The organism is Dehalococcoidia bacterium (assembly GCA_021295915.1).
In the GTDB taxonomy this organism is placed as follows: domain Bacteria; phylum Chloroflexota; class Dehalococcoidia; order Lucifugimonadales; family UBA1123; genus VXRN01.
Genome location: JAGWBK010000023.1, coordinates 1 through 24,329, shown reverse-complemented (window position 1 = coordinate 24,329; position 24,329 = coordinate 1). Strand labels below are relative to the sequence as shown.

Sequence of the window (24,329 nt, the reverse complement as noted above, 5' to 3'; positions counted from 1 at the left end):
GGGTCGGGACGCTGTGATGGAAACTACTACTTGGGATCCAGTGGAAACAGTTTCGCAGGACGAAATGGCCGCGTTGCAGGCGGAACGGCTGCGCGATTGCCTGGCCCGCATTGCCGTGCACGTGCCTTTCTACCGTGAAAAGCTGGGTGCGATGGGGGTGGCGCCAGAGGACGTACGCTCTCTGGACGACCTGGCGAGTCTGCCCTTCACCGTCAAGCAGGGCCTGAGGGACACCTACCCCTACGGGCTTTTCGCCGTACCTATGGATGACGTGGTGCGGCTGCACGCTTCGAGCGGGACGACCGGCAAGATGACGGTTGTGGGATATACCGCCAACGACATCGCCATGTGGTCCGACCTGGGGGCGCGTGCGCTCAGCATCGGGGGGGGTAGACCGGCGTGACATCATCCACGTCGCCTACGGCTACGGGCTGTTCACTGGCGGACTGGGTCTGCACTACGGCGGCGAGCGTCTGGGCGCGACGGTAGTTCCGGCGTCGACGGCCAACATGCGCCGGCAGATTGAGTTGGCGCAAGACTTCGGCGCAACGGTGTTGTGCTGCACGCCGTCGTACTCGCTGTTCCTGGGGGAACAGGCGGCGGAGGTCGGGGCAGACCTGAGCAGCCTGAGGCTGGGTGTCTTCGGTGCGGAGCCATGGTCGGAGGAGATGCGGTCTGAGATCGAGGCGCGATTCGGAATCACGGCACTGGACATATATGGGTTATCCGAGGTGATAGGGCCGTCAGTGGCGATGGAGTGTCCGTACAAGCAGGGGCTGCACCTGGCCGAGGACCACTTCATTCCTGAAGTGATCGACCCGTTGACCGGAAAGCCTCTTCCTGACGGGGAGATCGGCGAGTTGGTCTTTACGTGCGTCACGAAAGAGGCGTTGCCGCTGTTGCGCTATCGCACCGGCGACCTGTCGCGGCTGTACCGTGGGCAATGTCTCTGTGGCCGGACCACCACGCGTATGGACAAGCCGCTGGGGCGGGCGGACGACATGCTGATCATTCGCGGCGTAAACGTGTTCCCCGCTCAGATCGAATCTGAGGTACTTCGGACGGACGGCCTGGAACCCCACTACGAGCTTCTGCTGGAACGTGACGAGTCCCACATGGACCATCTGACGGTGCGGGTAGAGGCGTCGGAGACGCTGTACCAGGATGTAGACGTCGCGGGAGCCGTGGGGAGAAGGTTGGCTGCGACGTTGCAGAGTGGTCTGGGCGTCGGCTGTCGCGTCGAGGTAGTAGCGCCAAAACAATTGCCACGCAGCGAGGGCAAGGCCGTCCGCATCGTTGACAACAGGCGAATCTAGCTTCGCCGCCTGGTTGAGTAGACCTTGGCATCATCGCAAGTCAACGAGAACGTCCGGTACGAGCCTGAGGAGCGCCCTCCTGTCCTCGTGACCGTTGGCGTCGGTTTCCAGTTCATCCTCCTTACGATTACGACAATGGCGGTGGTCACCGTCGTAATCGTAAGGACCTCTGAGCAGCCCGAGAGCTATCTCACCTGGAGCTTCTTCGCAGACCTGGCAGTCGCCGGAGTGTGCACCGTCGTACAGGCGGTGCGGATCAGGAGACTAGGGGCAGGTTACCTCCTCATCATGGGTCCCTCCCCCGTGTTCATTTCCGTCTGCATCACAGCGCTGGCAGAGGGCGGGCCCGCACTGATGTCGAGCCTCATCGTCGTATCATCGCTGGTCCAGTTCATCGTGGCTTCCCGACTCTCAGCACTGCGAAGAGTCATCACGCCCGTCGTTTCCGGGTGTGTGTTCATGCTGATAGCGGCCGTTGTGATGCCCTCTCTGTTTGAACTGATGCAGGATGTACCCGCCGGCACATCGCCGCTCGCAGGACCGGCCACAGCCGCCGTGACGATTGCAATCGTCATTGGGCTGGCGCTGAGGGCTCCACAGAACTGGCAGCAGTGGTCTCCTCTGCTGGCGATACTGGCCGGTTGGGCTGTCGCCTCGACCTTTGGGCTGTCCACTTTTCAGACTGTGGCCGACGCCGGCTGGGTCGGAGTCCCGAGTATCGGCTCCTGGCCAGGGTTCGACCTCGGTTTCGGCGTCAGCTTCTGGACGCTCTTGACCAGTTTCATCGTCGTAACCCTGGTGTCTTCGATAATTGCCATTGGCAACGGCGTTACCATACAGCAGGTGTCCCATCGCACCCCACGCGCGACCGATTTTCGAGTTGTCCAGGGAGCCCTCAACGGCGAAGGTCTGGGAAACCTGCTGTATGGCCTGGCGGGAACTGTCGGCAACACGGTCTACCCGTCGAGCATCAGTGGAGTATCCCTCATGGGCGTCGCCGCTCGCAGTGTCGGAATATGCGCCGGACTCATCCTGCTGGGGACCGCGCTGCTGCCCAAGGCTCTCGCACTTCTGCTGGCTATCCCGAGTCCTGTGGCAGCAACGTACATGGTCGCATTGTTCAGTCTGATCTTCATGCAGGGTGTCAGGACCGTCTCACAGGAAGGCCTGGATGCACGCAAGGCCCTGGTCGTGGGGCTGTCGCTATGGATTGGCGCGGCCTTTCACTTTGAGTGGTTGTTCGCAGACCAATTGACCGGGGCGTGGGGCGCCCTTCTCAGCAACGGGCTGACCTCTGGCGGCCTGTCTGTAATCCTGTTGAACGCAATCACGGAAGTAGCGTTCTCAAGACGTCGACGCCTGGACACGGAGTTATCCATTTCCGCCCTGGCCCGGATTAACGTCTTCCTGAGCGAGATTGCATCCAAAGCAGGGTGGAACGAGACCTCAACACAACGCCTGTGTTCTGCCGGCGAAGAGACCCTGTCGAGCCTTCTGTCGAGAGACAGTGAAGGTTCCTCGTCAACGGGACAGCGACTGATAGTCAACGCGCACCTGATTGACGGGGCAGTTGAAATGGAGTTTCTGACCGCCCCTGAGGGTACGGAGAACCTGGAAGACAGGATGTCGTTCCTCGGTGAACAGTCCGAAGTACCGGATGAGAGTGATGTACCCCTCCGGTTGCTGCGGCACTACGCCACATCAGTGCAGCACCGTGTGTATCACAACATAGACATCATCACGGTTCGCGTGGAAGGACATAGCTAGCCACTTCTGAGGCAGTCGGGACAGATTCTGAGCTAGATAGTCCTGACGCTGCCCCGAACGTAGTCCGCGTCGTCCGAGGCCAGGAATGCGATTACTGCCGCGACCCCGTCGGGAGACGACAGCCCGGCCATAATGTCGTCGTACCTCTCGCGGTTACCCGTGTTGGCCAGCTGCTCCTCGGTAGCGCCGATCTTCAGCGGCGTTTCCAGGTTCCCCGGCAGCACGTCGTTGACCCTGATGCCGTGCCTGGATAAGTGCCCGTCCAGCGTCATCGCCAGGCCGTGAGTGCCGCCCTTGCTGGCTCCGTATGCCACGGACGAGCTTCCTCCAGTCACACCGGCTCCTGACGACGTCAGTATGATCACGCCGCTCTTCATCGGGATCATGTGTCTCGCGACGTGCTTGACGACGATGTACGACCCCTTGAGATTGATCTCGATCACAGGGTCCCAAATGGACTCGTCAACATCGGTCACCTCGAGCCCGGACCCCTTCAGAATTCCGGCCAGGTGTGCCAGAACGTCGATTCCACCGCCCAGCCAGTCGGCAGCTTCATCGACGCCGCTGCTGACCTCCTGCTCATCGGTCACGTCCACGTGCCAGTAACGGGCGCTGCCGCCAGAGTCCAGAATCGTCCTGAGCGTGGACTCGGCGTCGGAGTCGTTGACGTCGAACAGCGCGACGCGCCCGCCCTCCGAAGCGATTCGGATTGCGGTGGCGCGGCCTATGCCGGTTGATGCCCCGGTAACGAGCACACGTTTCCCACTAAGATTCGCCACGATTCTCTCCTGTCTGATTGTCCCACTCGATGCCTGCTAGAGACGCATACTTCCGGTACTCGACCGCGGCGGCAGCGTAGCGCTCCGGCGGCAGGTGCTCGATGAGCACGTGACCCGTGGGGCACACGCGCTGCATGCTCTGGAGAAACGTCACATGGTCCAGCAGACCCGAGCCGATCTCCGCTTCCTCAAACCGCACCATGAGCTGGTCCATGACCGTGAAGTCCTTGGCGTGCGCGCCGAGCGTGAACTCTCCGGTCAGTTCGAAGAACTCCGCGAGAAAACGGGTCGTGTCGTAGGCGTCTTCCAAACCACCGATGAAGTTCACGGGGTCCTGGTTAAAGCCCAGCACTGGCGATCCGACAGCTTCGATGAAGTCCCGCACGCGGCGAGCGGAATAGAGCGGGGAGACGGCGCCGCCTTCCACCGCGACCATCACACCCTCGTCCCGCGCCGTCCGGCAGAACTTTCGCGCGGAGTCCACCAGGCTGTCGAATACCTCATCGCTGCGATTACCCGGATGTGGGAGCCATGGCCCATTCGGGTTCAGGCTGCCCGGTCGCAGGTACGTGTTCGGCGAGCCAAGCTGCGCCGTGAGTCCGCACATGCGCCTTGCGAACTCGATGGCGGCCTCCCGCTCGCGGTGGTCCGGGCTCACCACCATTGGTCTGACCTACCAGGACTCCGGCCTCCTCGAACATCGCCTTCAGCCGGGCGATGTCCTGCGACGTCATGGAGACCGAGTCTTGAACGATTATGTTCAGCGCTCCGAACCCCTCGGCTGCGACCTCCGCCAACAACTCAGAGGTAATGTTTCGCCAATCTCCGGGTATCCGTCCGGCGGCCCCTAGCAGCATATTCTCATCCCCGGTTGCGCGTACAAGAGTGGATCGACGATCCGATTCAGGTGGGGTGTCGGTGAAGGTATCAGGTTGGTGTAGCCTGCGAAAAGTGAGTCAGGATGGTTATAGCCGTCGTTACTTGACATGAATCTATAGTGCGAACCGAGGGATCAGTTCCCGCTTATGCCACTCGACTTTGGACACCACCCTTGGTGCCATTGACAACAACGGCGGGTACTGTATGATTCGCGGCAACTATCTATTTGCTGCTTTGGCAACGTTACGTTTGACGGGACCAAGATCAATCTGGCACCTCTTGGGTATCAGATCATCACATCCACGGACCGGCCAAACAGTTGTCGTCAGGCCAGAATGATTGGCGCTGCTCAGATTCCGTGCGGTACGAGGCCGTTCCGGCTTTGAGATAAGGAGAGGGCAATATGCGTACATCTACTTCGCTTAATTGGCTAGCCGTGGTGGCAGGAGCGGCCATGCTTCTGGTTCTTGCCCTAGCCTGCGGCACAGAGACAATTGAGGTTCCCGGCGAGACCGTGGTGGTAGAGAAGGAGGTCGTCAAGACGATCGAGGTGCCGGGCGAGACCGTCGTCAAGGAAGTGGTGAGAGAGGTGCAGGTCCCCGGTGAGACTGTGGTGGTGGAGAAGGAGGTCGTCAAGACGATCGAGGTCCCCGGTGAGACCATAGTCACGGAGGTGGTGAGAGAGGTACAGGTCCCTGGTGAGACCGTGGTGGTGGAGAAGGAGGTCGTAAGAGAGGTCGAGGGCGAGAGGTACGTTCGCAACGTCAATGGTGTGCTAGCGGAGAGGCCCCAGTATGGCGGAACACTCGTCGTACCGGTGTCATGGGGCTACGAGAACTTCAACCCTGGGACTTCGCGCGTACGCGAGTGGGCATTCCTCGTTTTTGAAGAGTTGACCCAGATAGACTACACGCTGCCCCGCGACCAACATTCCCTTCAAGGCCCTTTCATGACCGCGGACATGATGACAGGGGAGATAGCAGAGAGTTGGGGGGTTTCATCGGATCTCCTGACCTACACGTTCAACATTCGTGACGGCATCCACTGGCACGATAAGGCGCCGATGAACGGCCGGAGGCTAAACGCCAATGACGTTGCATGGACTTGGCAGAAGCACTATGGCATGGGCGAATTTGAAGGGCAGGGAAAGAACCCCACCTATTGGCGGTTCACGGCGGCGCCATTGGAATCCGTAACGGCCACGAATGAAGATACAGTGGTCTTTCAGATGGACAGTCCTAACCTTGAGTCTATAGAGATTATCTCAGGCGTCATGGCCAACGACTCAGGATATTTAGTACTGCCAAAGGAAGTTTACGATACGCATGGTGACATGAGCGATTGGAGGAATGTCGTCGGCAGCGGTCCCTACCAGATCACCGACAATGTGCCGAACTCCGCTCTGACCCTTACCAGGAATCCCAACTACTGGAAGGTCGATCATCAATTCCCGGATTTGAACAACCAGTTGCCCTATATTGAAGAGGTCAAGATTTTGACGATGCCGGACGTAGCAACGCAGATAGCGGCGTTGCGTACCGGTAAGATTGCCGTGCCGGATACACTCTTGCTGACACTTCCGATGTCGCTCAGCATCCAGGAATCCAACCCGGAGCTGACTGTGCTATTTGGACCTGGTGACCAGCTGACCACCCCGGCCTTCCGGCGGGAGCGTCCACCCTTCGATAACAAGAACGTGCGCATCGCCATGCAGAAGGCCATTAACCTTCAAGAGCTCAACTGGGCCTACTATGACGGTATCGCCGACCCAACACCCTACGGGAATATCAATCCCGTCAACGTAGAGGTCGCCCACCCGTATGCTCAGTGGCCTGAAGAGGTCAAGCGGCAGTACGAGTACGACCCGGCAGAGGCCGAAAGGCTCCTTGACGAGGCAGGATACCTTCGTGGCGCTGATGGCATTAGATTTAGTGCTGATTGGACTAACATCGTCCCATGGGGTGAGGACGTAGATCTGAACCAGTTGGTGACAAGCTACTTCGACGCGATTGGCGTTGACATCACCATTCAAGTGCAAAGCGATGATACCGCGGGGTGGAACAGCTACGTGGACGGAACGGCTGGAGAAATTGTCAGCGCTTACGCCCGGGGTTACATGTGGAATCCCATGTTTACATTTGGGCGTATGGCCTCCACGGATTACGTGGGAGTTACTGACCCTGAATTTGACGCTATGTTCGAAGCGGCTCGGGCATCTACTGACAGAGAAGAGTATATCGGGTTACTCAGAGACATGGACATGCGCTACATCGAGCAGGTGTGGACGCTGGCGTATCCCATACCTCCTTACGTCTTCATGTCCCAGCCGTGGGTTAAGGGTCACAGCGGCGAACAATCCTTCAATGGCGCTGAGTGGCTTCTTTCTAGCGGCATCGTGGAGTGGTGGTGGATCGACCAGGAACTGAAGGGAGACATGGGGCACTAGTGGCCAGCTCCCGAGGATAAGTGATTCATCTAAGGTTGCTGGGGGTTGTGCCCTAGGCAGCCTCTTTTCTGCGTGGCAGCCGTTAAATGCTAAGTCAATGAGCGAAGGCGATGTTGCCCAACTCGGTTATGCCCTCCCCGAGCTTCGCTCGAACATGTAACTATCCCCCGCCGTGGAAGCCGTCCGGATTAGGGGAAGTGGCCCATCCAGTGTGACCCACTCCCCGCAACACCTCCTGACAGGCCGCTCGATTTACCAACTGAACTTACGATTCAGGACACTGGTGGCGTTGAACGGCACTAGTGCCGGGACCTGATATGCGTCAATACTTGATCAGAAGACTACTGTTGATGATAGTCACCCTCTTCATGGTCTCTATCTTGGTCTTTCTGAGTATTCGTCTCATACCGGGCGACATAGTTGACAGTCTCATCGCGGAGATACAGCGCTCCTCGGGTACTTCTACGGGGGTTCTTGACCGAGAAGCGCTGGAACGTCTCTGGGGCATCGACGTACCCATATATGTTCAATACGGTCGCTGGATGGGGGTGTTACCGCGCCCTGACCCGGTTACCGGCGAGAACAGCTACAGCGGCATCTTCCAGGGCAGCCTGGGTACGTCTCTGAAACTGGGGGCGCCGGTAACGGAGATGATTCTCAGAAGAATAGGAGTAACCTTCGAGCTTGGCCTCATGGCGGTCGTGATCGGGCTCGTGATAGCCCTGCCAGTTGGCATCTACTCAGCGATTCGCCAGGATACGGTCGCCGATTACCTGGCGCGCACCATCGCCGTCATCGGCCTGTCAACTCCCAACTTCTGGCTGGCAATGATGGTCATGCTATACCCAGCTCTCTATTTCGGCTGGTCACCACCAGTGGAGCTCATCTATTTCAGAGAAGACCCTCTGGGAAACCTAAAGCAGTTCATTATTCCGGCTGCTATTTTGGGGACGTCCATGTCGGCAATGACGATGCGGATGACACGCACCATGATGTTGGAGGTGCTGAGGCAGGACTACATCAGGACCGCCTGGTCGAAGGGTCTGACGGAGAGAGTGGTGGTCACGAGGCACGCCCTGAAGAACGCGCTGATTCCGGTAGTGACCATAGTAGGAGCGAGCTTGCCCATCATGATCGGCGGCGCGGTAATCATGGAGAATATATTCGCCCTGCCAGGGATGGGGCGTCTGATGGTAACCTCGCTGCTGCAAAGAGATTACACCGTTGTCTCTGGAGTGAATTTGGTTGTCGCCACCGTGGTAGTAATAGTCAACCTATTGGTAGACATCTCCTATGCCTATCTGGATCCCAGGATCCGCTACAGGTAGTCGAGGGACAGAGATGAGTCAGCTTAGAGATATCCCCCCACAAGAAGTCGAAAGGAAGAGGCGCAACGCATTGGCCGATTTCTTCGTCAGGCTTGTGCAGGAGAAGCGGTTGGGTGTTGTGGGGGGAGTCATATTCTTGACACTGATCTTTCTCGCTGTTTTCGCCGACGTCCTGACTCCCTACGGGGTGGACGAGATGCGCGTAATGGACAGGCTGGTGCCACCATCAGCAAGTCACCTGCTGGGTGGCGATCAGGTGGGAAGAGACATCCTAACCCGCCTTATCTACGGCGCGCGCATCTCGATGGTCGTCGGTGTGGCGGGAACCTCCGTCACTGTAATAATCGCTTCAATAATAGGCGTCCCTTCGGGATTTTTCGGCGGCAAGTACGACATCATAGTGCAGAGATTTGTTGACGCCTTTCTGGCCTTCCCGGGCCTGCTCATTCTGTTGACGGTGCTGTCAATTGTGGGACCGGGTATATTGCAGATAATTCTTGTTCTGGGCATATTGACCGGCATTTATAGCTCAAGGGTAGTAAGAAGTGCCGTTATCGGCATCAAGGAGAATGACTACTTTCTGGCGGCTGAGGCAATTGGCAGCCCCATCACAAGAACGGTGATGCGGCACATCATGCCCAATATCATGGCTCCCTTGATCATCATATTCAGCATCAACATCGGAGGCATAATCCTGGACGAGGCTTCTCTGAGCTTCCTGGGATTCGGGCTGCCTCCCGAGGTTCCCAGCTGGGGAGGAATGCTCAGCTGGGAAGGTCGCCGCTATATGGAGGTGAAACCAGAGCTGGCTCTTTATCCGGGTCTTTGCCTGGCTTTGGTGATCTTCGGTGTAAACATGTTCGGGGACGCTGTAAGAGACCTGCTTGACCCCAGGCTGAGGGGCGGTTAACCGTAAAGGCATTTTGCCCATATCCGCCAACGGCAGGATCTGGGCCCCTGAGGAATGCGCCGCACTAGCACCCCGAAACAAAACGGCGGACTCAGCCCATTGGGCCGGTCCGCCGTCGCTGTTGCGTCTGAGTTTTGGGCTAGGCTACGCCAGCTTATCCTGGATGAACGCGGTCATCTCTTCGAGGGTCTGCTGAGCGACGTCCAATGAGAGGTCAGCCAGCAGTCCTGGGCCCTCCCCTTCGAAGATCGTCACGTCGATCTGCCCACCGGCTTTGCGGTACTGGCTGATGAACTCGTCCAGGTCAGGGCGCGGGTGAGATGCCTCGTAGTCCCTTGCAAGGCACAGTGTGTGCGGCAGTTCAGTGCGCTCGCCAGCGGCCAGGATTCGCGCCGGAGCGCCTTCTGCCATCGCCTCTTCCGTCACCCAGTACAGGTCGTGCATGGCCACTGTATTCGCGCCTATCGACTCTGGCGGCTTGACGTCCTCCCGAAGACCCTGGGCGTAATGATAGCGACCCAGGGGATCGATCACCGGGGACACCATGATCACGCAGTCCAGCGTGCCGTCTACGTCGGACGCGCCGTTGGTGAGCGACAGCGCCGCGTAGCGGGAGTCGTTGGGCCTCATGCCCAGCAGCATGGCCTGGTGAGCGCCGCTGGAGGTGCCCATCGCGCCGACCTTGCCCGAGATGCCGTTCCAGCTTTCTGCGTTGGCCTTGCACCAGCGGACTCCGTAGTGGATGTCGGCCAGGGAGGCAGGGTATGACGCCTCCGGCGGAACTCGGAAATCCAGGGCCGCCACGATGACGCCGTTCTTCGCCAGCGCTTCGTTGGCGACGTTGCCGTTCTCACGGGTGCCGTTCACCCAGGCACCGCCATGCAGCTCGACCATCACCGGGAAGGGCCCGCTGCCCTGTGGCTTGAAGAGTCGCGCCAGGAAGGGCTTGTCGCCGTGCCGCAGGTACTCTACGTCTTCTACTTGGACTTCATAGGTGGTGCGTGTGCTGGACGTCATGCCTTACTCCTTCTGGCTGGCCGATTAACATAAGTGTGGATGAGCCTAGATTAGAACTATGCCTCCCTGCCGTCAATCGGTGGAAAGCTGATATGAAAGCGGCCTCCGTAATATAATCTGTGTATCTTCAGCAAGGAGAACGGTACTTATGACGCTGGAACTCACGGACTTTAAGGTACGAAACCGTCCTCCTGTTTCCGGCCGAAGGCTGGATCCCGATATGTCGGAGCAGATGGCGAACAACATTCGGGATGCTGAGACGCAGATCGCCGAACCCTTCCGGGGACTGACTGCCGACGGCCATGTCGTCCCAAATCTGTTCACCCTGCAAGAGACCGGCCTGTCCAATGAAGCGGTGAAACGGGCCGCCGATGCCTGGCTGGACTGTGTTGACCCCGGTCAGCGCGACTCCGCGCTCTTCTCCGTGGACAGCGATGCCTGGCGACGCTGGAGCAACATCCACGTCTTCCTGATGCGCCACGGTGCGATGATGGAGGACATGACCGAGGGCCAGCGTGACCTTGCATTCGACCTGCTGCGAGAAAGCTTCAGTCCCAGCGGCTTCAAGCTTGCCCGCAACATCATGAAGCTCAACGAGTCCATTAGGGAGATCACCGGCAGCGATGACGAGCTGGGAGAGTGGCTCTACTGGCTGAGCGTTCTCGGCGAGCCTTCCCTGGACGAGCCGTGGGGCTGGCAGTTCGATGGCCACCATCTGAACGTCAACTGCTTCCTGCTGGGAGGCCAGATGGTGATGACACCCATGTTCATGGGGTCCGAGCCGGTGGCTGTCGACATTGGCAAACACGCCGGAACGCGTGTCTTCCAGGCTGAAGAGGGTACAGCGTTGAATCTCGCCCGTACGCTATCCGCCGAGCAGCGGAGCAAGGCGATAGTCTCCAATGACGTTCCCCCTGGCGTCTTCACGGGCGCATTCAGGGACAACTTCGAGATGCGTTATGAGGGCATCAAGTTCGATGAACTATCCAGCCGTCAGCAGGCACTCATGTTCGACCTGATCGGCACCTACATCAACCGAATGCGTTCCGATCACGCCGAGCTCAGAATGGAAGAGATAAGGGAGCACCTCGACGAGACCCAATTCGCCTGGATGGGCGGCACCGACGAGGACAGCGTCTTCTACTACCGGGTGCACAGCCCTGTAGTCCTAATCGAGTTCGACCACCAGGGCGGTATCTTCCTGGACAACGACGAACCAACGCGAAATCACATCCACACCGTGGTGCGGACTCCCAACGGCAACGACTACGGCAAGGACCTGCTGCGCCAGCACCGGGAACAGGTCAACCACCACAGCCACTAGCGACTGACGCCTTCACTTCGTTCCTGACCCAGCTTAACCAGTGACGTGTACTCTCACTCCGCCTCCGCGTTATCTGAGGACCCGATTCGAGAGGCCGTCGGGAGCCTGCTGGCCATCTCACTGGTCGCTGGTATAGTCATCGGAGCAAATGCTTAGATTTCTACTGCCAAGACCCACGCTCTCCGACGAGGAAACCGAGAGGGGCATGAAGTGGCTGACCTGGGAAGGGGCAGCCACGATGGGGTTCAACAGCATCACTGAGAGTGGCTTCCTCGCCGCCTACGCGCTTCTCATGGGAGCCAACAACTTTCAGATAGGCGTTCTGGCGGCGCTGCCATTCATGGTGCAGCCCACTCAGATACTGATGATCATCCTCGTGGAACGCCTCAAGGTGAGGAAAGCGTTTGCCGTGGTCGCGTGGACGGCATCCCAGCTGGTCTGGGTCCCCATTGCACTCATTCCTGTCTTCATCGGCACCAGTGGAGCGCTGTCCATATCCACACTGCTCGGGTTGGTAGCGCTTCGCAGCCTTCTCGCCTCAGCACGGAACGTCAATTTCAACAGCTGGGTGCGCGACCTTGTCCCTGCGGACAGGCTGGGCAGCTTCCACTCAAGACGACTCACACTGGCGATGGTCGCTGCCATAGTCTTCAGCCTTGGCGCGTCCTTCTTCGTGGACTTCTGGAAGACCCAGAACCCCGGCGACGGCGAGATATACGGCTACACGATAGCCCTGCTGGCCGGGGTGATCTTCATCGGAATGGCCAGCCCGATATTCATGATGTTTGTCCCCGAACCGCTGATGCAGACTCCCGTTGGTGGCCGGCCCTCCCTGGCAGACAACCTGACGAGGCCCCTGAGGGACAGAAACTTCCGCCAGCTCATGAACTTCCTGTTCTTCCGGGGGTTCACGGCCAACCTAGCCATCCCGTTCTTCGCGGTCTACATGCTCGAGCGCATAGGTCTGCCGTTGACCGTCGTGATTGCGCTCACGGTCGTCAGCCAGATCTCGAACCTGCTGTTCCTGCGGGTGTGGGGACCAATGTCGGACAGGATGGGCAGCAAGGTCATTCTTTCTGTCTGCACGTCCCTTCTACTCCTCGTGATCCTGGGCTGGACCTTCACCACACTGCCGGACAGGTACGCCCTCACCATACCCCTGCTCGTGATACTCCACGTATTCGCCGGGATAGCGATTGCAGGGATCAATGTCACCACCCAGGCCATAGGCATGAAGCTGGCGCCCACGGGCGATGCAGGCCCTTATCTCGCAGGCGCATCGCTGGCAACCAATCTGGGTGCAGGCCTGGCACCTCTCGTGGGGGGAAGGTTCGCCGACTTCTTCAGCGTGCGCGCATTCAACGTCAGTGTCGAGTGGATCGATCCTCAGAGGGCTGTCGGACTTCCCGCCTTCAGCCTCACCGGACACGACTTCCTGTTCGCCATATCGTTCGTACTCGGTCTCGTCGCGTTGAACACACTTACGACAATACGAGAGGAGGGTGAAGCAACTCGCGAGGAGGTAATGGACGAGCTCATGGCAGGTGCGGCGGACATGTCCCGCGCTGTGAGTTCCGTTCCCGGATTGAGGTTGGCCGCACAGTTCCCGTATGGCTATCTCAGGCACGTCCCGGGCGTGGACGTGGCGATTGGCGTAACCGCGTACCAGTTGGCATCCGCCACGAGGACAGCGACGGCCGCTGCCGGACAGGGTGCGACATCAGCTGATGCAATTGCCAGAACGGCTTCCGAGGCAGTGAGTGCGGCAGCCGGGCCGGTAGCCGAGATCGGAGATGCGGGAGCGGAGATTGCCAAACACTCAGCCAGGGGCGTCCTGAACGCGGCCAACGAAGTGGAGGCAAGTATCGAAACCCTCGCCCAGGGCGCGCTCATTGGAGCGTCGAGGGCTGTGGGCAGGTCCACAGTTGGCTCGGCACAAGCCATAGAGGGTGCGGCACACGGCATCGTTCAGGGAGCGCACGAGGTTGGAGGCAGCCTGTTCAGGGCGGCTCTCGGCGCACTTGAGAGCGTATCGGAACTATCGACCATGCTCGGAATTTCCGAAGCTGAGGCGCATGACACCGTAGCAAAGAGTGCGCTGCTGGCCGCGGAGGAAATAGGGCCAGAGGCCGTTGACGAGGTGCAGAGGGCCATAATGTCGGCAGATGGAGACGACTCCCCACGCGATGCAGGTGATTGAAGTCGGATCCCCAGCGGCCAGGCCCACATGATCAGCGGCACGGAGATGGCTACTATCAGAACCTCCAGGGGAAGGCCCATCCTCCAGTAGTCCCCAAACCTGTAACCCCCGGGCCCCATCACAATGGTGTTGGACTGGTGTCCAATGGGTGTAAGAAAGGCTGACGACCCACCAATTGCCACCGCCATCAGGAACGGGTCGACCGAGGCCCCAAGACTGGTGGATACTCCCATCGATACAGGCGCCATCAGGATGACTGCAGTGGCATTGTTGACGATGTCGGAAAGGCAGCAGGCCGAGCTGGGGAAGGGCGGCGAGCCCACCCGAAATCACATCCACACCGTGGTGCGGACTCCCAACGGCAACGACTACGGCAAGGACCTGCTGCGCCAACACCGAGAACAGGTCAACCACCACAGCCACTAGCGCCTGCCACCCGCGCTGACGGAATCCCCACCTCTCTAAATCTGCGCGGGTTGCCAGCGTCAGAGACGCTGTGCGGCTAGTCGTTTCGGCCTTCCGCCCCGCCCATCTCACGTATCTCGCGCCGCAGCCCGACGGCGATGCTGAATAACGCCATCAGCCCACCGGAGGCAATGAACACCCACCGCAGGCTTACCTTCATCAGAGCGCCGGAGGCCGCGTAAGAGATTGGCGATAACCCGATCGCCGAAATCGTCAGGAGGCTCATCACCCGGCCGAGCATTGCCTGAGGTGTACGGGCCTGTAGCCACGATGTGAGGATTACGTCTATGTATCCGCCCAGCACCCCGACGGCCAGCCCGATACACACCGCATACCACATCGACGTTAGCAATCCTAAGGGCATCATGAGTATGCCGGACAGTGCAAAGGCTGCTATCAAGATCGGTCCCAGGCGACGACGCGGCGCGGGCAGTGTCCCTGCAAGAATCGCACCCATTACCGTCCCACCAGCGTACATCGATGTGATGACTCCCAAAGCGAATGCGCCCTCTGCGAACCTCATTTCCGACAGGACAGGGAGTCCGACGGTTACCGGGCCTTCTATCAGAATTTCGACCCCTGCGATGAGCAGGAATACTGCGAGCATCGATCCGTCAGAGCGGACGTGTCTGATCCCCTGTGCAATGGACGACAGAACACTGGATTCGGCGGCGTCCGTGCCCTCGGAATCTGCACTGGAGCTATCAATCCGAAGGATGAGCAGCATCAGTGAAGAGACCAGGAGGGCAACCGCCATCACCGCAAACACAATCCCTATCCCCGTCTTGTCCGAGCCGCCTCCCATAGGTCCACCACTGTTGAAGAGTGCTATGAGGCTTCCGGCCAGTGCGGGACCGATGAATCCACTCAATTCCGAGGTCGTGTGGATCACCGCATTTGACTGGGGCAGCAGTCCGGTCGGAACAACCCGCGGCAGTATCGCCAGGTGAGCCGGGTAGTAGAACGAGTCCGCTGTACCTTTCAGTAACGAGAACAGGTAAATGAGCCACAGGCTCGTCATGTCAGTCAGAATCAGCACAGCCAGCGTTGTGACGAGCACAATTCGGGTGGCGTTGCTGAACAGCATGATCAGTCGTGGGCCGTATCTGTCGGCGAGAGACCCGCCAAGCAGCATGAAGAACACTGCGGGAATGCTGCCCACCGAAATCACAATCCCAACTGCAAGTGGGTCTCCTGTGACCAGCAGTACCAGCCACGGGAATGCGATCAGGTCGAACTGGTCGGCGATGGCCGACAGTCCGCCCGCGCCCCAAAGCAGTCCGAAGTTCCGCGTTCTAATCAGCTGCCGGAACGATGGGTTTCTGGGTTCCTCAGTCATCGTCACCTACTGATCCCCACATCGACTGGAGATCGTGTGGACGCGCCAAGACTAGAACCCTGGCCCCTCACCGTCAATCGGCCTGTTTAAAACGGCGCCGCGAGGTCGCAGGGCACAGGCCATTCGGGCCAGCATTCGCTTGCTGCACCACTCTAAAACTCGTGACGTTGTGTCACAACACTGGTAATATCGAGTGGCGCCCCGGTCACATTCCGAACTCAGAAGGCGGTTCTCACGATCCTCTTGAGTTAGGACGACCCAGGGGCCAAAAGGAAGGCTTCACTGTGCCTATGGAGCAGCCGGCACAGGAGCCGTGGTTCGATGTGCCCTGCTCAGATCTCTGCTGCACTCTGCCGGGCTGTATCTTACCTGCAGCGACGCAGGGAGCTGTTCCAGTCGGAATCTAATCGATGGCAGTTTCCAGTCTCGGTGGCGCTGGAGCCGTTCACAGCAGGCAGTCGGCAGCCCCGATGACGTAAGCGTCACTGTGTCCACAGTTCATAGTCAGTCCTGAACCAATCATAATCACGCTCTGGAGGCCTCTGTCATGGCACTACCACAGTTGACCTTTGACCTGATGGATGCGCTCGATATCCTGGGCCCCCTGGCGCTCATAATCGGGGGCATAACCCTCTATGGGGTCTTCGTGTTTAACTTCTACAGGTTCGTTGCACGCAAGGACATAATCACCCTGAACCTCCAGAGGCACAACCAGGCCACACATGCGACGACCAGGAAGGCACTCTCCGTGGTGTTCTACGTTGTCCGATTCCTGGTGGTCTACCCGATCTTCGTCTTCTTCTGGTTCTGTGTGATGGTCGGTCTGCTGTACGTGCTGAGCAGGAATCAGAGCATCGAGACCGTGATGCTTGTGGGCATGGGAGTCGTCGGCGCCATCAGGGTGTCTTCCTACTACACTGAAGCCCTCTCTACCGACATCGCCAAGATACTCCCGTTCGCACTGCTGGGCACCATGATCGTCGACAGCTCGATCACCCGCATCTTTGAGTCGACGGAAGGCGTGACCGAGGCCACTCTCAGCTGGGAGACAGCCGTCTACTACCTGATTGCCGTTGTCGTGCTGGAGGCCATACTGAGGGTGGCCACAGGGCTCATTGGGCTTCTGAGGGGCAGCTCGGAGTCGGACGGTCTCCAGGAGGGTGTAGAGACTCCTCAGCCCGAGCCTGGGACACCCCGGCAAACCCGGGAGGTCTTGCAGACTGCCCCCGGGGCATCGGCGCCGAGCCCGGTTGCAGCCGCAGCAGCGCCAGGTCCCAATGGGCTGACGGTAATCCGACCGAGGTCATAGGCAACGGCCTGATCGGGGACACCGTCAACGGGCAATCGCACCCCAGGAGGGCGCCATGCAGGACCAGACTTCCACCCACTCACAACTTTGCGATGAGCACGACAGAGCGGGCGAGAACTTTGCGGCGATCAGAGCGGTAACCGTGTCAGCCTTCGAGGATATTCTGAACGTTGACGACAGGGCCAGGCGCGTCCTTGCAGATACAGGCATGGACTCTCTAGCGCCCAGGGACATCGTGGAAGTCGACTGGTTCAGCGATGAGATGTCATACAGGAACCAGAAAATCAGCGGTGGAAGGATCTCCGGCTGGTGGGTCAGCGCAGGAGTTGCAGCCCTGGTTGGGGCGGTATTGGCTCTGCTGGGGGCCTTCACAGTGACGGGATTCGGCTCCGTACCGGAAGGCGCTCTCGAGTGGTTCGGCGCTGTTTCGCTCTCCCTGGGAGGGTTCGATCTTGCGCTGGGCCCGCTGTACCTGAGCTGCATCTGCCTGGCAGTGGGCGCAGGCCTGTTCGTGGTGGCCGCGCTGCTCCGTCGCCGCATGAGACGGCGGATAGCGCGCGCAGTAGATGATGCGAACAGCACCATGAGAGAAGCGATGAACCGCATGGAGGTCAACGGCACGAGACTGCGGGAGCTCGCCAACAGCGCCAAAGAAAGGTCGGAGGAGCTTTCCAGGGCAACCGGCGCACTCCAAGCGAACATGAACCAGGTTACCGTCGACCGCGTCTACAGGGCGCTGAGCGAAGCTGGAAGGCTGTATTCGAGCCTGCGGAATCCCATTCCCCATGCACGTCTGTACATATGTAGACCCAGTCCTGTGGCCTCCCTTAGCTCCATTGAGACAACCCCGACCAGCGTCACCATCGCCTGGGATGACCCTGACCTCGGCAGCTCCAGCATAGACGGCTATCGAGTACGCCAGAGGGGAGATCTTTTCAGGGGCGCAAGGGACCTCTCGACGGTGGAGGAACCGGAGTTCGCTCACACTGGACTGAAAACTGGGAAGACCTTCACCTACACGATCATCCCGTTCAACACCATCGGCGAGGCGACTTCGAGCATGAAATTCAAGGCCAGGACTCAATAGAGCTGGTCATCGTGGCACACTGCTTGCGATCTATATGCGGACTGACCTGCTGCGGAGGTATTGCGACTTCCCGAGTCCTGCTTATGGCAACTCGCTTAGCATCGCTCGCTCATCGTCCAGGAGCTGAATCATAGACATTCTGCTCTTCCTACCCGCTGCCGGCCTGTCGGAGGGTAGCGCCACGCTCCTCAAGGACTTCGCCATCGCGATGGTGATAGCCGCCGCTGGCCTGGGCCTGGCGAGGATGTTCAAACAGCCTCCGGTCCTCGGGTACCTTGTGGCGGGTATGGTGATTGGCGATACGGAATCCTCACATCGGATTACCCGAATGATTGCGCCAGTACGCGACATGTTTGGCGCTCTGTTCTTTCTGTCGATTGGAATGCTGATCGATTACCGTACCCTGGACGATTATCTGGTACCCGCGCTGGTGGTGGTGGCAGTGTTCATGACCGGGAAGATTGCCGCCAACACCGTGGGCTCCATACTGGCCGGGCGCAGGCCCGATGAGGCCCTGCGAGTGGGCATGACGATGCCCCAGATGGGTGAGTTCTCGCTGGCGATAGGTCGCCTGAGCCCCTCGGACGTCGTGGGCGGATCGGCACTGGGTCCGGTGCTTTCACTCTGCACGGCTATTACCTCAGTGATGGCGCCTCTGACTAGCCGCTCCGCACTACCTGTGACCAGGTGGGCCAATCGGCGTACTCCGCTCCCCCTGCGCAAGATAATGCTCTCTATCAGGCTCGGCGTGAATATATTCTGGTCGGCTCTGTCCCTGACGGGAGAGACCGGCGAGCAGCTCCGCGGATCCTGATCAACGTCGGCATCATCGGACTACTCTGCCTGGCAGGGACAGGCGTGCTGTATATCACTCCTGAAGCGCTGGGAAGCCTGCTTCCGTGGCCCGTGGGGATCACCGGACTGTTGATTCTGGGTGTTGTGACCGGACTGAGCGCGCCGTCAGCAATCCGCATCTGGCATTCGCTGGGAGATCTCGCCCGACTCGCCACCAACATTCCTCAGATTCAGCCCTTCGGCACGTGGCAGACCATGGTGGAGTATGGGCTGGCGACCGTTCTGCTGGGTCTGCTCTTCCTGCTGACCCTTCCATTCCTGGTCAGGCTGTTCACCCTGGGCAGTCTGTCGGTCCCGCTTTCGCTTCTGCTCATGGTCACTCCGGCGCTGGCTGTGGGCGTGTTCAGCTTCCGTCTCCACCTGATCCTGGAGCCCGCTTTCAGAGACACGTTCATCGCCGAGCCTGCAAGTACCCGCAGGACATCTAATACCAGTCCTCAGAGGACGGCTGACGTGGAGCCAGGTTCAGCAGACTCCCGCCCGGATCGCTGACACAGTCTCCCCCCCGCGATGCTGTATAAAGTTCGTGGGCGCAGGCCGGAATCCAGAGATCGACAACCACCGTCCGTAGGGGCAGGTTTGAAACCTGCCCCTACCCGAGCACGGCGCCGACTAGGATGGTACGGATTCCCCCGCCTTCTAACAGGCCATCGACAACTTCTTGTGCGATACTGGAATTGCAGGCACGTCCATCTCCGACCGATAGCAGCGATGACGTGCTTGAGGTAACGTCGAAGTTTGCGCAGCCGGCGTGAGGAGACAGGATGGATGTCCAGATTGAAGGCAACGCGGACTACGGCCACCTGATCGTCAGCCTTGGTCCAGGCGATACGGTCCTAGCTGAAGGCGGCTCGATGGCGTGGATGTCGGACGGCGTCGATGTGAAGGCGCGACTGCTCGGTGGCTTTCTGCGCGCGTTGGTCAGGAAGATGACCGGCGGCGAGTCTCTCTTCGTCGGCGAGTACACCCACCCGGCTGGCGGCGAGGTCGTACTCTCCCCGAGAGTACCGGGACACATTGGCCACCGCTCTCTGGCGGACGACTCACTGATCCTGACGAGTGGGGCATACATGGCGTCCACTCCTGGAATCAATCTCAGGACGAGGTTCGGCGGTCTCAAGGCGATGTTCTCCGGCGAGGGACTGTTTCTCCATGGAGTGCAGCGGCCAGGGCGACCTGTTCTTCAACACCTACGGGGCGCTCATAGAGAGGAACGTCGAAGACGGATTCACCGTCGATACCGGCCACGTGGTCGGGTGGGAGCCCACTGTCGGCTACTCGATACGCGGCATGGGCGGTCTCAAGAACACGCTGACGTCGGGCGAGGGTCTGGCGATGCGCTTCACCGGACACGGCAAGGTGTACCTGCAGACCAGGACCCTGGACTCGGTCGCCAACTGGCTCATACCGTTCCTGCCGCAGTGATCAGCCCGGAAAGAGCAGGGGCTTTTCGTTCTCGCCTCATTGTTCACCCTGAGCTTGTCGAAGGGCCTCCCGTTCATGGTTCGACAAGCTCACCACGAACGGACTAATCAGGTGACACTCGAAACGAACGGACTTGTCAGATGACACTCGAAGGCGAAAAGACCCTGCCGGAGCAAGACCAACGTTTGACAATCCTTGGAAAGGACACCTGAAATGGCGATCTGCAGAATAACCGGAGGCGGTGGGTTCCAGGTCGCTCTCGTGAGGATCGGACCCGGTGAGAGCTTCATGTCCGAGTCCGGCAGTATGTTTCACGCATCCGGCAACGTCGACGTCGACGTCACCACGCGAACAAGGTCGTCCGGGGGGCTTCTCTCGGGCATCAGGCGGCTGTTCGCCCAGGAGAGCTTCTTTCTGTCCGAGTACCGGACTACGGACGGGAGTGAGGGCGAGGTCGGCCTCGCACCCAGGCTGCCGGGCAGCATGGCGGTTATAGACTGCACCGGACGCAGAAAATGGGTCTGCGCCGGTGGCAGCTACGTCGGCTCGTCGGAGAACCTGGGCCTGGACACCCAGTTCCAGGGCTTTGGCGGGATCTTCTCCGGGGAGTCGCTGTCTTTCCTCGAAGTTGATGGGATGGGCCAGCTGCTGGTGAGTGCCTTTGGGGCCATCCGGGAAATCGACCTCGACGGCGCAATAACCGTTGACACAGGTCACGTCGTGGCATTCGAGGACTCTCTCGAGTACTCGCTGGGCAAGGCGGGCGGAAGCCGTCTCCAGTCGTTCCTGGCAAGCGAGGGCATAACGCTGAACTTCAGCGGAAGCGGGAAGCTGTACGTCCAGAGCCACAACCCTGACGAATGGGGACGCAGTCTCGCCGGGCTGCTGCCGCCAAGGAAGGAATAAATTGAAGTACGAGATTCAGAACCGACCGGCCTACAGCGTGCTGGAGGTGACAATCGATCCTAGCGAGTCGATCGTGGCCGAGTCAGGCGCCATGGTCTGGATGAGCGACTCCGTTCAACTCTCCACCTCAGCGCGCGGCGGCGTGTTCAAGAGCCTGCGCAGGTCCGTGCTCGGCGGCGAGAGCTTCTTCCAGAACGTGTTCGAGGCACAGGACACTCCCGGTCTCGTGGGGCTCGCCCCCGGCCAGCCGGGTGACATAGTAGCCGTGGATCTCCGAGACGGCGACATACTGATGGAGGACAGCGCCTACCTGGCGTCGGAGCAGGGAGTCGACATAGACTCCGACTTCTCAGGCCTTCGAGGGCTGTTCAATGAGGGACTGTTCATCCTGAGAGCGTCCGGAAGCGGCCTGCTGTTCTTCACCGGATACGGAGACATCGAAGAGGTGCAGGTGGACGGCTCGTACACAGTGGACAACGGATACGCTGTGGCGTGGGAACCGAGCCTGGACTACGACATCACGCGCGGCCGGTCGATCCGGTCGTTCCTGTTCTCGGATCAGCTTCTGCTGAGATTCAGAGGTCGCGGCCGGCTGTGGGTGCAGTCCCGGAATCCACAGGCGCTTGCCAACTGGGTACACCCCTACAGAAACGTCACAAGAGAGAGCAAAGACGACGATTAGAACCCAAGCCAAGGACCCGCTCCAGGCGGAGGCGCATGTTCACGAAAGCTCTTGTCCCGCTGGACAACACCGAGACTTCAGAGGGGATCATCCCCCTCGTCACTCAGCTTGCTCAGGGCCTCGACATGGGAGTGGTTCTTGCCACTGCCATCAACCCGGACCACTCGCCTGGAGCGCTGTTCGACAGAATACGCGGCGGCATGGGAGGGCCTCCGTCGCCTACCGCAGAGGCAGTCTCCGGCCCGTCACAGGAGAACGCCGAGCGCGACGCCAGGAGCCGCCTCGACGAGCTGGCCAGCGGAATATCGCAGAGTGGAGTCTCGGTCGAGAGCGCGGTGGGATTCGGCCCTGCGTCGGAGACCATCATCCGCATGGCTACGGACTCCGACTGCGATCTCATAGCAATGTCGACCAGGGGACGCGGTGTGCTGAGCAGCGGTCTCCTGGGGAGCGTGACCTACAGGACCATGCACGAATCGCCGGTGCCTGTGCTGGCAGTCACGCCGGAACGGGCCGGGCGTCACCGGACAGCCGAAGGTAAATTCAGTACCGTGATCGTCCCGCTGGACGGCTCCGAACTTGCCGAGACCGCTCTGCCGTATGCAGTCGCCCTATGTCGGGGTATGGATATGGAGATGGTCCTGCTGCACGTAATACCTGCGAATGAGTCCATCTACAGCGATGGCAATGCTGGCGGTCAGGACGCATCCGATAGCAGGGAAGAGATGGATGCCATGGCGAGAATGTACCTCAACGGCATCGTGAGACGGCTTGAGGATGAGGGACTGGACGCCAGGATGAGTGTGCACGAGGGCAGACCGTCAACGGTGATAACAGCCGTGGCCCGCGGCACCGAGCCCAGCATGATAGCGATGGCCAGCCACGGTCGTTCAGGAGTGAGCCGGCTGCTGATGGGCAGCGTGGCTGAAGCCGTGGTCAGGGAGTCCGGGGAACCCGTGCTGATGGTCCGCTCACACACCGCGGTTGTGCCGGGACCGGCGGAGGTACCCAGACCCGCATAAAGGAGGGCCGGGCGGAAACGTCTACCTGGGAGATGTAATGCTGCAGGTCACCCCAGGGACTTGGGATTTAACGGCGTGGGCATGGCCTGGACTTCCGGTAGGACCTCCTTCGCGAACAGCCGGAGACTCTTTTCTGCCTTGTCCCTCGGCATCCCGCCGTAGAACATGTGGATCACCACTTTCTCGAGGCTGATGGTCCACTGCATCGCGCGAATCTTCTCGATGATCTCGTCCGGCGTACCGATGGGCTGGGTTGCGCGCCGGGCGGCGAAACTGGCATCCGCCGTACCCACGTCGGCGCTCTGGCGTTTGAGATATTCCTCGTAGCCCTGTATGCCCTCATAGCCTGGATTGTTCCATTCGAAGTAGTGGTGCTGGGCCGCGGTTAGCTGGTTGCGGAAATAGGTCCAGCCCTCTTCGGCTTCCTCCGAAGTCTCGGCGCAGTACATCCACAGCAGGGTGGTCGGCTGGTCAGGCGGGAGTCCGAGTTCACTCCTGATCGCGTTGAACCGCCGCACCTTGCTGGTCATCTCGTCGACATCGTCGCCTGCAACGAACATCTGCCCGAGACCGTTTTCGGCAGCCATTCTCGCTGATGCCTCTGTGTTGAACGCGACCTTGATGTCCCTGGTCAGTTCACCCTTATGGCGGGCCTGTGGCCGGATGGTTGTCGGAGGAATATCGTAGACCTCTCCCTTGAACTCGAACCGCTCCGCTCCGTCAGCGGCCTTGATGGCGTTGACAACATCGTAGAAGTACTTGTGCGACTGCTCGATCGGATAGCCCAGCGACGCATATTCGTGAGGCGCGATACCACGACCGATGCCCAGGTGGAGCCTCCTCCCCTGCAACAGGATATCGAGCATGGAGAGCTCGGAAGCCAGCCGGACCGGGTTCCACCATGGAGCGACGATTACCGCCGTACCCACATCGACTCGGCTCGTGCGGCCTGCCCAGTAGGCCAGGTATTGCAGGGGGTTGGGTTGCATGGAATAGGCGGAGCCGTAGTGCTCGGTCGCCCAAATCGAATCGAACCCCAGCGGCTCGACCAGTCCACCCATGTAGAGAGTGTCATCCAGATTGTTGGCGTCCGATACCGTCGGAGGACGGCTGTAGTCTTCCTCCATCAGACGGGGCCAGTCACCCTGGTTGTAACCGGTGACCATCACTCCGCAGTGCATGTATATGTTCCTCCTCTAGCAGGCTGCTGAAGAACGGGTTTCAGGGCGGCGTAGTGAGCGTGGCGGTCGCGTAGGAGCGCTCATTCGGACGA

The 24,329-nt window shown here is 59.7% G+C and carries 20 protein-coding genes and 2 pseudogenes; 16 read left to right on the top strand and 6 right to left on the bottom strand.

What is annotated here, in order from left to right; all coding sequences use genetic code 11:
• The first annotated feature begins 64 nt into the window (after positions 1 to 64).
• Both J4G14_08585 and J4G14_08580 read left to right on the top strand, forming a co-directional pair.
• A pseudogene (locus J4G14_08585) lies at positions 65 to 1,316 on the top strand (phenylacetate--CoA ligase).
• A 24-nt stretch (positions 1,317 to 1,340) separates the two neighbouring features.
• Positions 1,341 to 3,083, top strand: coding sequence for a purine/pyrimidine permease (locus J4G14_08580; GenBank protein MCE2457856.1), 1,743 nt, complete (start codon positions 1,341 to 1,343; stop codon positions 3,081 to 3,083).
• 32 nt (positions 3,084 to 3,115) lie between these two features.
• On the opposite strand, the gene J4G14_08575 is transcribed toward J4G14_08580, so the two are convergent.
• Entirely contained in the window at positions 3,116 to 3,862 is a 747-nt protein-coding gene (locus tag J4G14_08575) for an SDR family oxidoreductase (protein ID MCE2457855.1), read from the bottom strand.
• On the bottom strand, positions 3,849 to 4,526 hold the full coding sequence (locus J4G14_08570) for a TIM barrel protein (protein ID MCE2457854.1): 678 nt from the start codon (positions 4,524 to 4,526) through the stop codon (positions 3,849 to 3,851). The genes J4G14_08575 and J4G14_08570 overlap by 14 nt, the downstream gene beginning before the upstream one ends.
• Positions 4,527 to 5,144: 618 nt before the next feature.
• Between J4G14_08570 and J4G14_08565 the strand changes: the two genes are divergently transcribed.
• From J4G14_08565 to J4G14_08555, 3 genes are all read left to right on the top strand, one after another.
• A complete protein-coding gene (locus tag J4G14_08565) occupies positions 5,145 to 7,187 on the top strand; it encodes an ABC transporter substrate-binding protein (protein ID MCE2457853.1) in 2,043 nt (680 codons plus the stop codon).
• A 317-nt stretch (positions 7,188 to 7,504) separates the two neighbouring features.
• The gene (locus tag J4G14_08560; protein ID MCE2457852.1) at positions 7,505 to 8,515 is read left to right on the top strand and encodes an ABC transporter permease; all 1,011 of its coding nucleotides are present in this window, start codon (positions 7,505 to 7,507) and stop codon (positions 8,513 to 8,515) included.
• Between the two features lie 136 nt (positions 8,516 to 8,651).
• The gene (locus J4G14_08555; protein ID MCE2457851.1) at positions 8,652 to 9,425 is read left to right on the top strand and encodes an ABC transporter permease; all 774 of its coding nucleotides are present in this window, start codon (positions 8,652 to 8,654) and stop codon (positions 9,423 to 9,425) included.
• 144 nt (positions 9,426 to 9,569) lie between these two features.
• Here the strand turns inward: J4G14_08555 and J4G14_08550 are convergent, their stop codons facing one another.
• Positions 9,570 to 10,442, bottom strand: a complete 873-nt coding sequence (locus J4G14_08550) for an alpha/beta hydrolase (GenBank protein MCE2457850.1) — start codon at positions 10,440 to 10,442, stop codon at positions 9,570 to 9,572.
• A 148-nt stretch (positions 10,443 to 10,590) separates the two neighbouring features.
• Between J4G14_08550 and J4G14_08545 the strand changes: the two genes are divergently transcribed.
• The gene (locus J4G14_08545) at positions 10,591 to 11,766 is read left to right on the top strand and encodes a DUF3500 domain-containing protein (GenBank protein ID MCE2457849.1); all 1,176 of its coding nucleotides are present in this window, start codon (positions 10,591 to 10,593) and stop codon (positions 11,764 to 11,766) included.
• 1,968 nt (positions 11,767 to 13,734) lie between these two features.
• Here the strand turns inward: J4G14_08545 and J4G14_08540 are convergent.
• On the bottom strand, positions 13,735 to 14,214 hold the full coding sequence (locus tag J4G14_08540; GenBank protein MCE2457848.1) for an anion permease: 480 nt from the start codon (positions 14,212 to 14,214) through the stop codon (positions 13,735 to 13,737).
• Here J4G14_08540 and J4G14_08535 point away from each other — a divergent pair.
• Entirely contained in the window at positions 14,111 to 14,392 is a 282-nt protein-coding gene (locus J4G14_08535) for a hypothetical protein (protein MCE2457847.1), read from the top strand. The two genes, J4G14_08540 and J4G14_08535, sit on opposite strands and share 104 nt — an antisense overlap.
• Before the next feature lie 76 nt (positions 14,393 to 14,468).
• Here the strand turns inward: J4G14_08535 and J4G14_08530 are convergent, their stop codons facing one another.
• Complete coding sequence (locus J4G14_08530) at positions 14,469 to 15,770, bottom strand: MFS transporter (GenBank protein ID MCE2457846.1); 1,302 nt, start codon at positions 15,768 to 15,770, stop codon at positions 14,469 to 14,471.
• Positions 15,771 to 16,317: 547 nt separating this feature from the next.
• Here J4G14_08530 and J4G14_08525 point away from each other — a divergent pair.
• The 9 genes and pseudogenes from J4G14_08525 to J4G14_08485 all read left to right on the top strand — a co-directional run bounded on the left by J4G14_08525 (position 16,318) and on the right by J4G14_08485 (position 23,056).
• Positions 16,318 to 17,079 (top strand): hypothetical protein, encoded by a 762-nt coding sequence (locus J4G14_08525; GenBank protein MCE2457845.1) that lies wholly within the window; start codon positions 16,318 to 16,320, stop codon positions 17,077 to 17,079.
• A gap of 55 nt (positions 17,080 to 17,134) precedes the next feature.
• Positions 17,135 to 18,166 (top strand): fibronectin type III domain-containing protein, encoded by a 1,032-nt coding sequence (locus J4G14_08520; protein MCE2457844.1) that lies wholly within the window; start codon positions 17,135 to 17,137, stop codon positions 18,164 to 18,166.
• 208 nt (positions 18,167 to 18,374) lie between these two features.
• Positions 18,375 to 18,980: a cation:proton antiporter gene (locus tag J4G14_08515; GenBank protein MCE2457843.1), complete on the top strand. Its 606-nt coding sequence runs from the start codon at positions 18,375 to 18,377 to the stop codon at positions 18,978 to 18,980.
• A gap of 44 nt (positions 18,981 to 19,024) precedes the next feature.
• Complete coding sequence (locus tag J4G14_08510) at positions 19,025 to 19,513, top strand: hypothetical protein (GenBank protein ID MCE2457842.1); 489 nt, start codon at positions 19,025 to 19,027, stop codon at positions 19,511 to 19,513.
• Positions 19,514 to 19,785: 272 nt separating this feature from the next.
• Positions 19,786 to 20,208, top strand: a pseudogene (locus tag J4G14_08505) (AIM24 family protein).
• Positions 20,174 to 20,446, top strand: a complete 273-nt coding sequence (locus J4G14_08500) for an AIM24 family protein (GenBank protein ID MCE2457841.1) — start codon at positions 20,174 to 20,176, stop codon at positions 20,444 to 20,446. The pseudogene J4G14_08505 and the gene J4G14_08500 overlap by 35 nt, the downstream one beginning before the upstream one ends.
• A 213-nt stretch (positions 20,447 to 20,659) precedes the next feature.
• Complete coding sequence (locus tag J4G14_08495; protein MCE2457840.1) at positions 20,660 to 21,352, top strand: TIGR00266 family protein; 693 nt, start codon at positions 20,660 to 20,662, stop codon at positions 21,350 to 21,352.
• 1 nt (position 21,353) lies between these two features.
• A complete protein-coding gene (locus J4G14_08490; protein MCE2457839.1) occupies positions 21,354 to 22,034 on the top strand; it encodes a TIGR00266 family protein in 681 nt (226 codons plus the stop codon).
• Between the two features lie 35 nt (positions 22,035 to 22,069).
• Positions 22,070 to 23,056, top strand: coding sequence for a universal stress protein (locus J4G14_08485; GenBank protein MCE2457838.1), 987 nt, complete (start codon positions 22,070 to 22,072; stop codon positions 23,054 to 23,056).
• Between the two features lie 47 nt (positions 23,057 to 23,103).
• On the opposite strand, the gene J4G14_08480 is transcribed toward J4G14_08485, so the two are convergent.
• A complete protein-coding gene (locus J4G14_08480) occupies positions 23,104 to 24,237 on the bottom strand; it encodes an LLM class flavin-dependent oxidoreductase (GenBank protein ID MCE2457837.1) in 1,134 nt (377 codons plus the stop codon).
• Between the last annotated feature and the right edge of the window lie 92 nt (positions 24,238 to 24,329).

Bases quoted from the DNA above. Each gene is read 5' to 3' on its own strand.
- J4G14_08570 (MCE2457854.1), bottom strand. From the start codon at position 4,526: ATGGTGGTGAGCCCGGACCACCGCGAGCGGGAGGCCGCCATCGAGTTC.
- J4G14_08565 (MCE2457853.1), top strand. From the start codon at position 5,145: ATGCGTACATCTACTTCGCTTAATTGGCTAGCCGTGGTGGCAGGAGCG.
- J4G14_08560 (MCE2457852.1), top strand. From the start codon at position 7,505: ATGCGTCAATACTTGATCAGAAGACTACTGTTGATGATAGTCACCCTC.
- J4G14_08550 (MCE2457850.1), bottom strand. From the start codon at position 10,442: ATGACGTCCAGCACACGCACCACCTATGAAGTCCAAGTAGAAGACGTA.
- J4G14_08545 (MCE2457849.1), top strand. From the start codon at position 10,591: ATGACGCTGGAACTCACGGACTTTAAGGTACGAAACCGTCCTCCTGTT.
- J4G14_08535 (MCE2457847.1), top strand. From the start codon at position 14,111: ATGGGTGTAAGAAAGGCTGACGACCCACCAATTGCCACCGCCATCAGG.
- J4G14_08540 (MCE2457848.1), bottom strand. From the start codon at position 14,214: ATGGCGCCTGTATCGATGGGAGTATCCACCAGTCTTGGGGCCTCGGTC.
- J4G14_08530 (MCE2457846.1), bottom strand. From the start codon at position 15,770: ATGACTGAGGAACCCAGAAACCCATCGTTCCGGCAGCTGATTAGAACG.
- J4G14_08525 (MCE2457845.1), top strand. From the start codon at position 16,318: ATGGCACTACCACAGTTGACCTTTGACCTGATGGATGCGCTCGATATC.
- J4G14_08520 (MCE2457844.1), top strand. From the start codon at position 17,135: ATGCAGGACCAGACTTCCACCCACTCACAACTTTGCGATGAGCACGAC.
- J4G14_08515 (MCE2457843.1), top strand. From the start codon at position 18,375: ATGGTGATAGCCGCCGCTGGCCTGGGCCTGGCGAGGATGTTCAAACAG.
- J4G14_08500 (MCE2457841.1), top strand. From the start codon at position 20,174: ATGGAGTGCAGCGGCCAGGGCGACCTGTTCTTCAACACCTACGGGGCG.
- J4G14_08495 (MCE2457840.1), top strand. From the start codon at position 20,660: ATGGCGATCTGCAGAATAACCGGAGGCGGTGGGTTCCAGGTCGCTCTC.
- J4G14_08485 (MCE2457838.1), top strand. From the start codon at position 22,070: ATGTTCACGAAAGCTCTTGTCCCGCTGGACAACACCGAGACTTCAGAG.
- J4G14_08480 (MCE2457837.1), bottom strand. From the start codon at position 24,237: ATGCACTGCGGAGTGATGGTCACCGGTTACAACCAGGGTGACTGGCCC.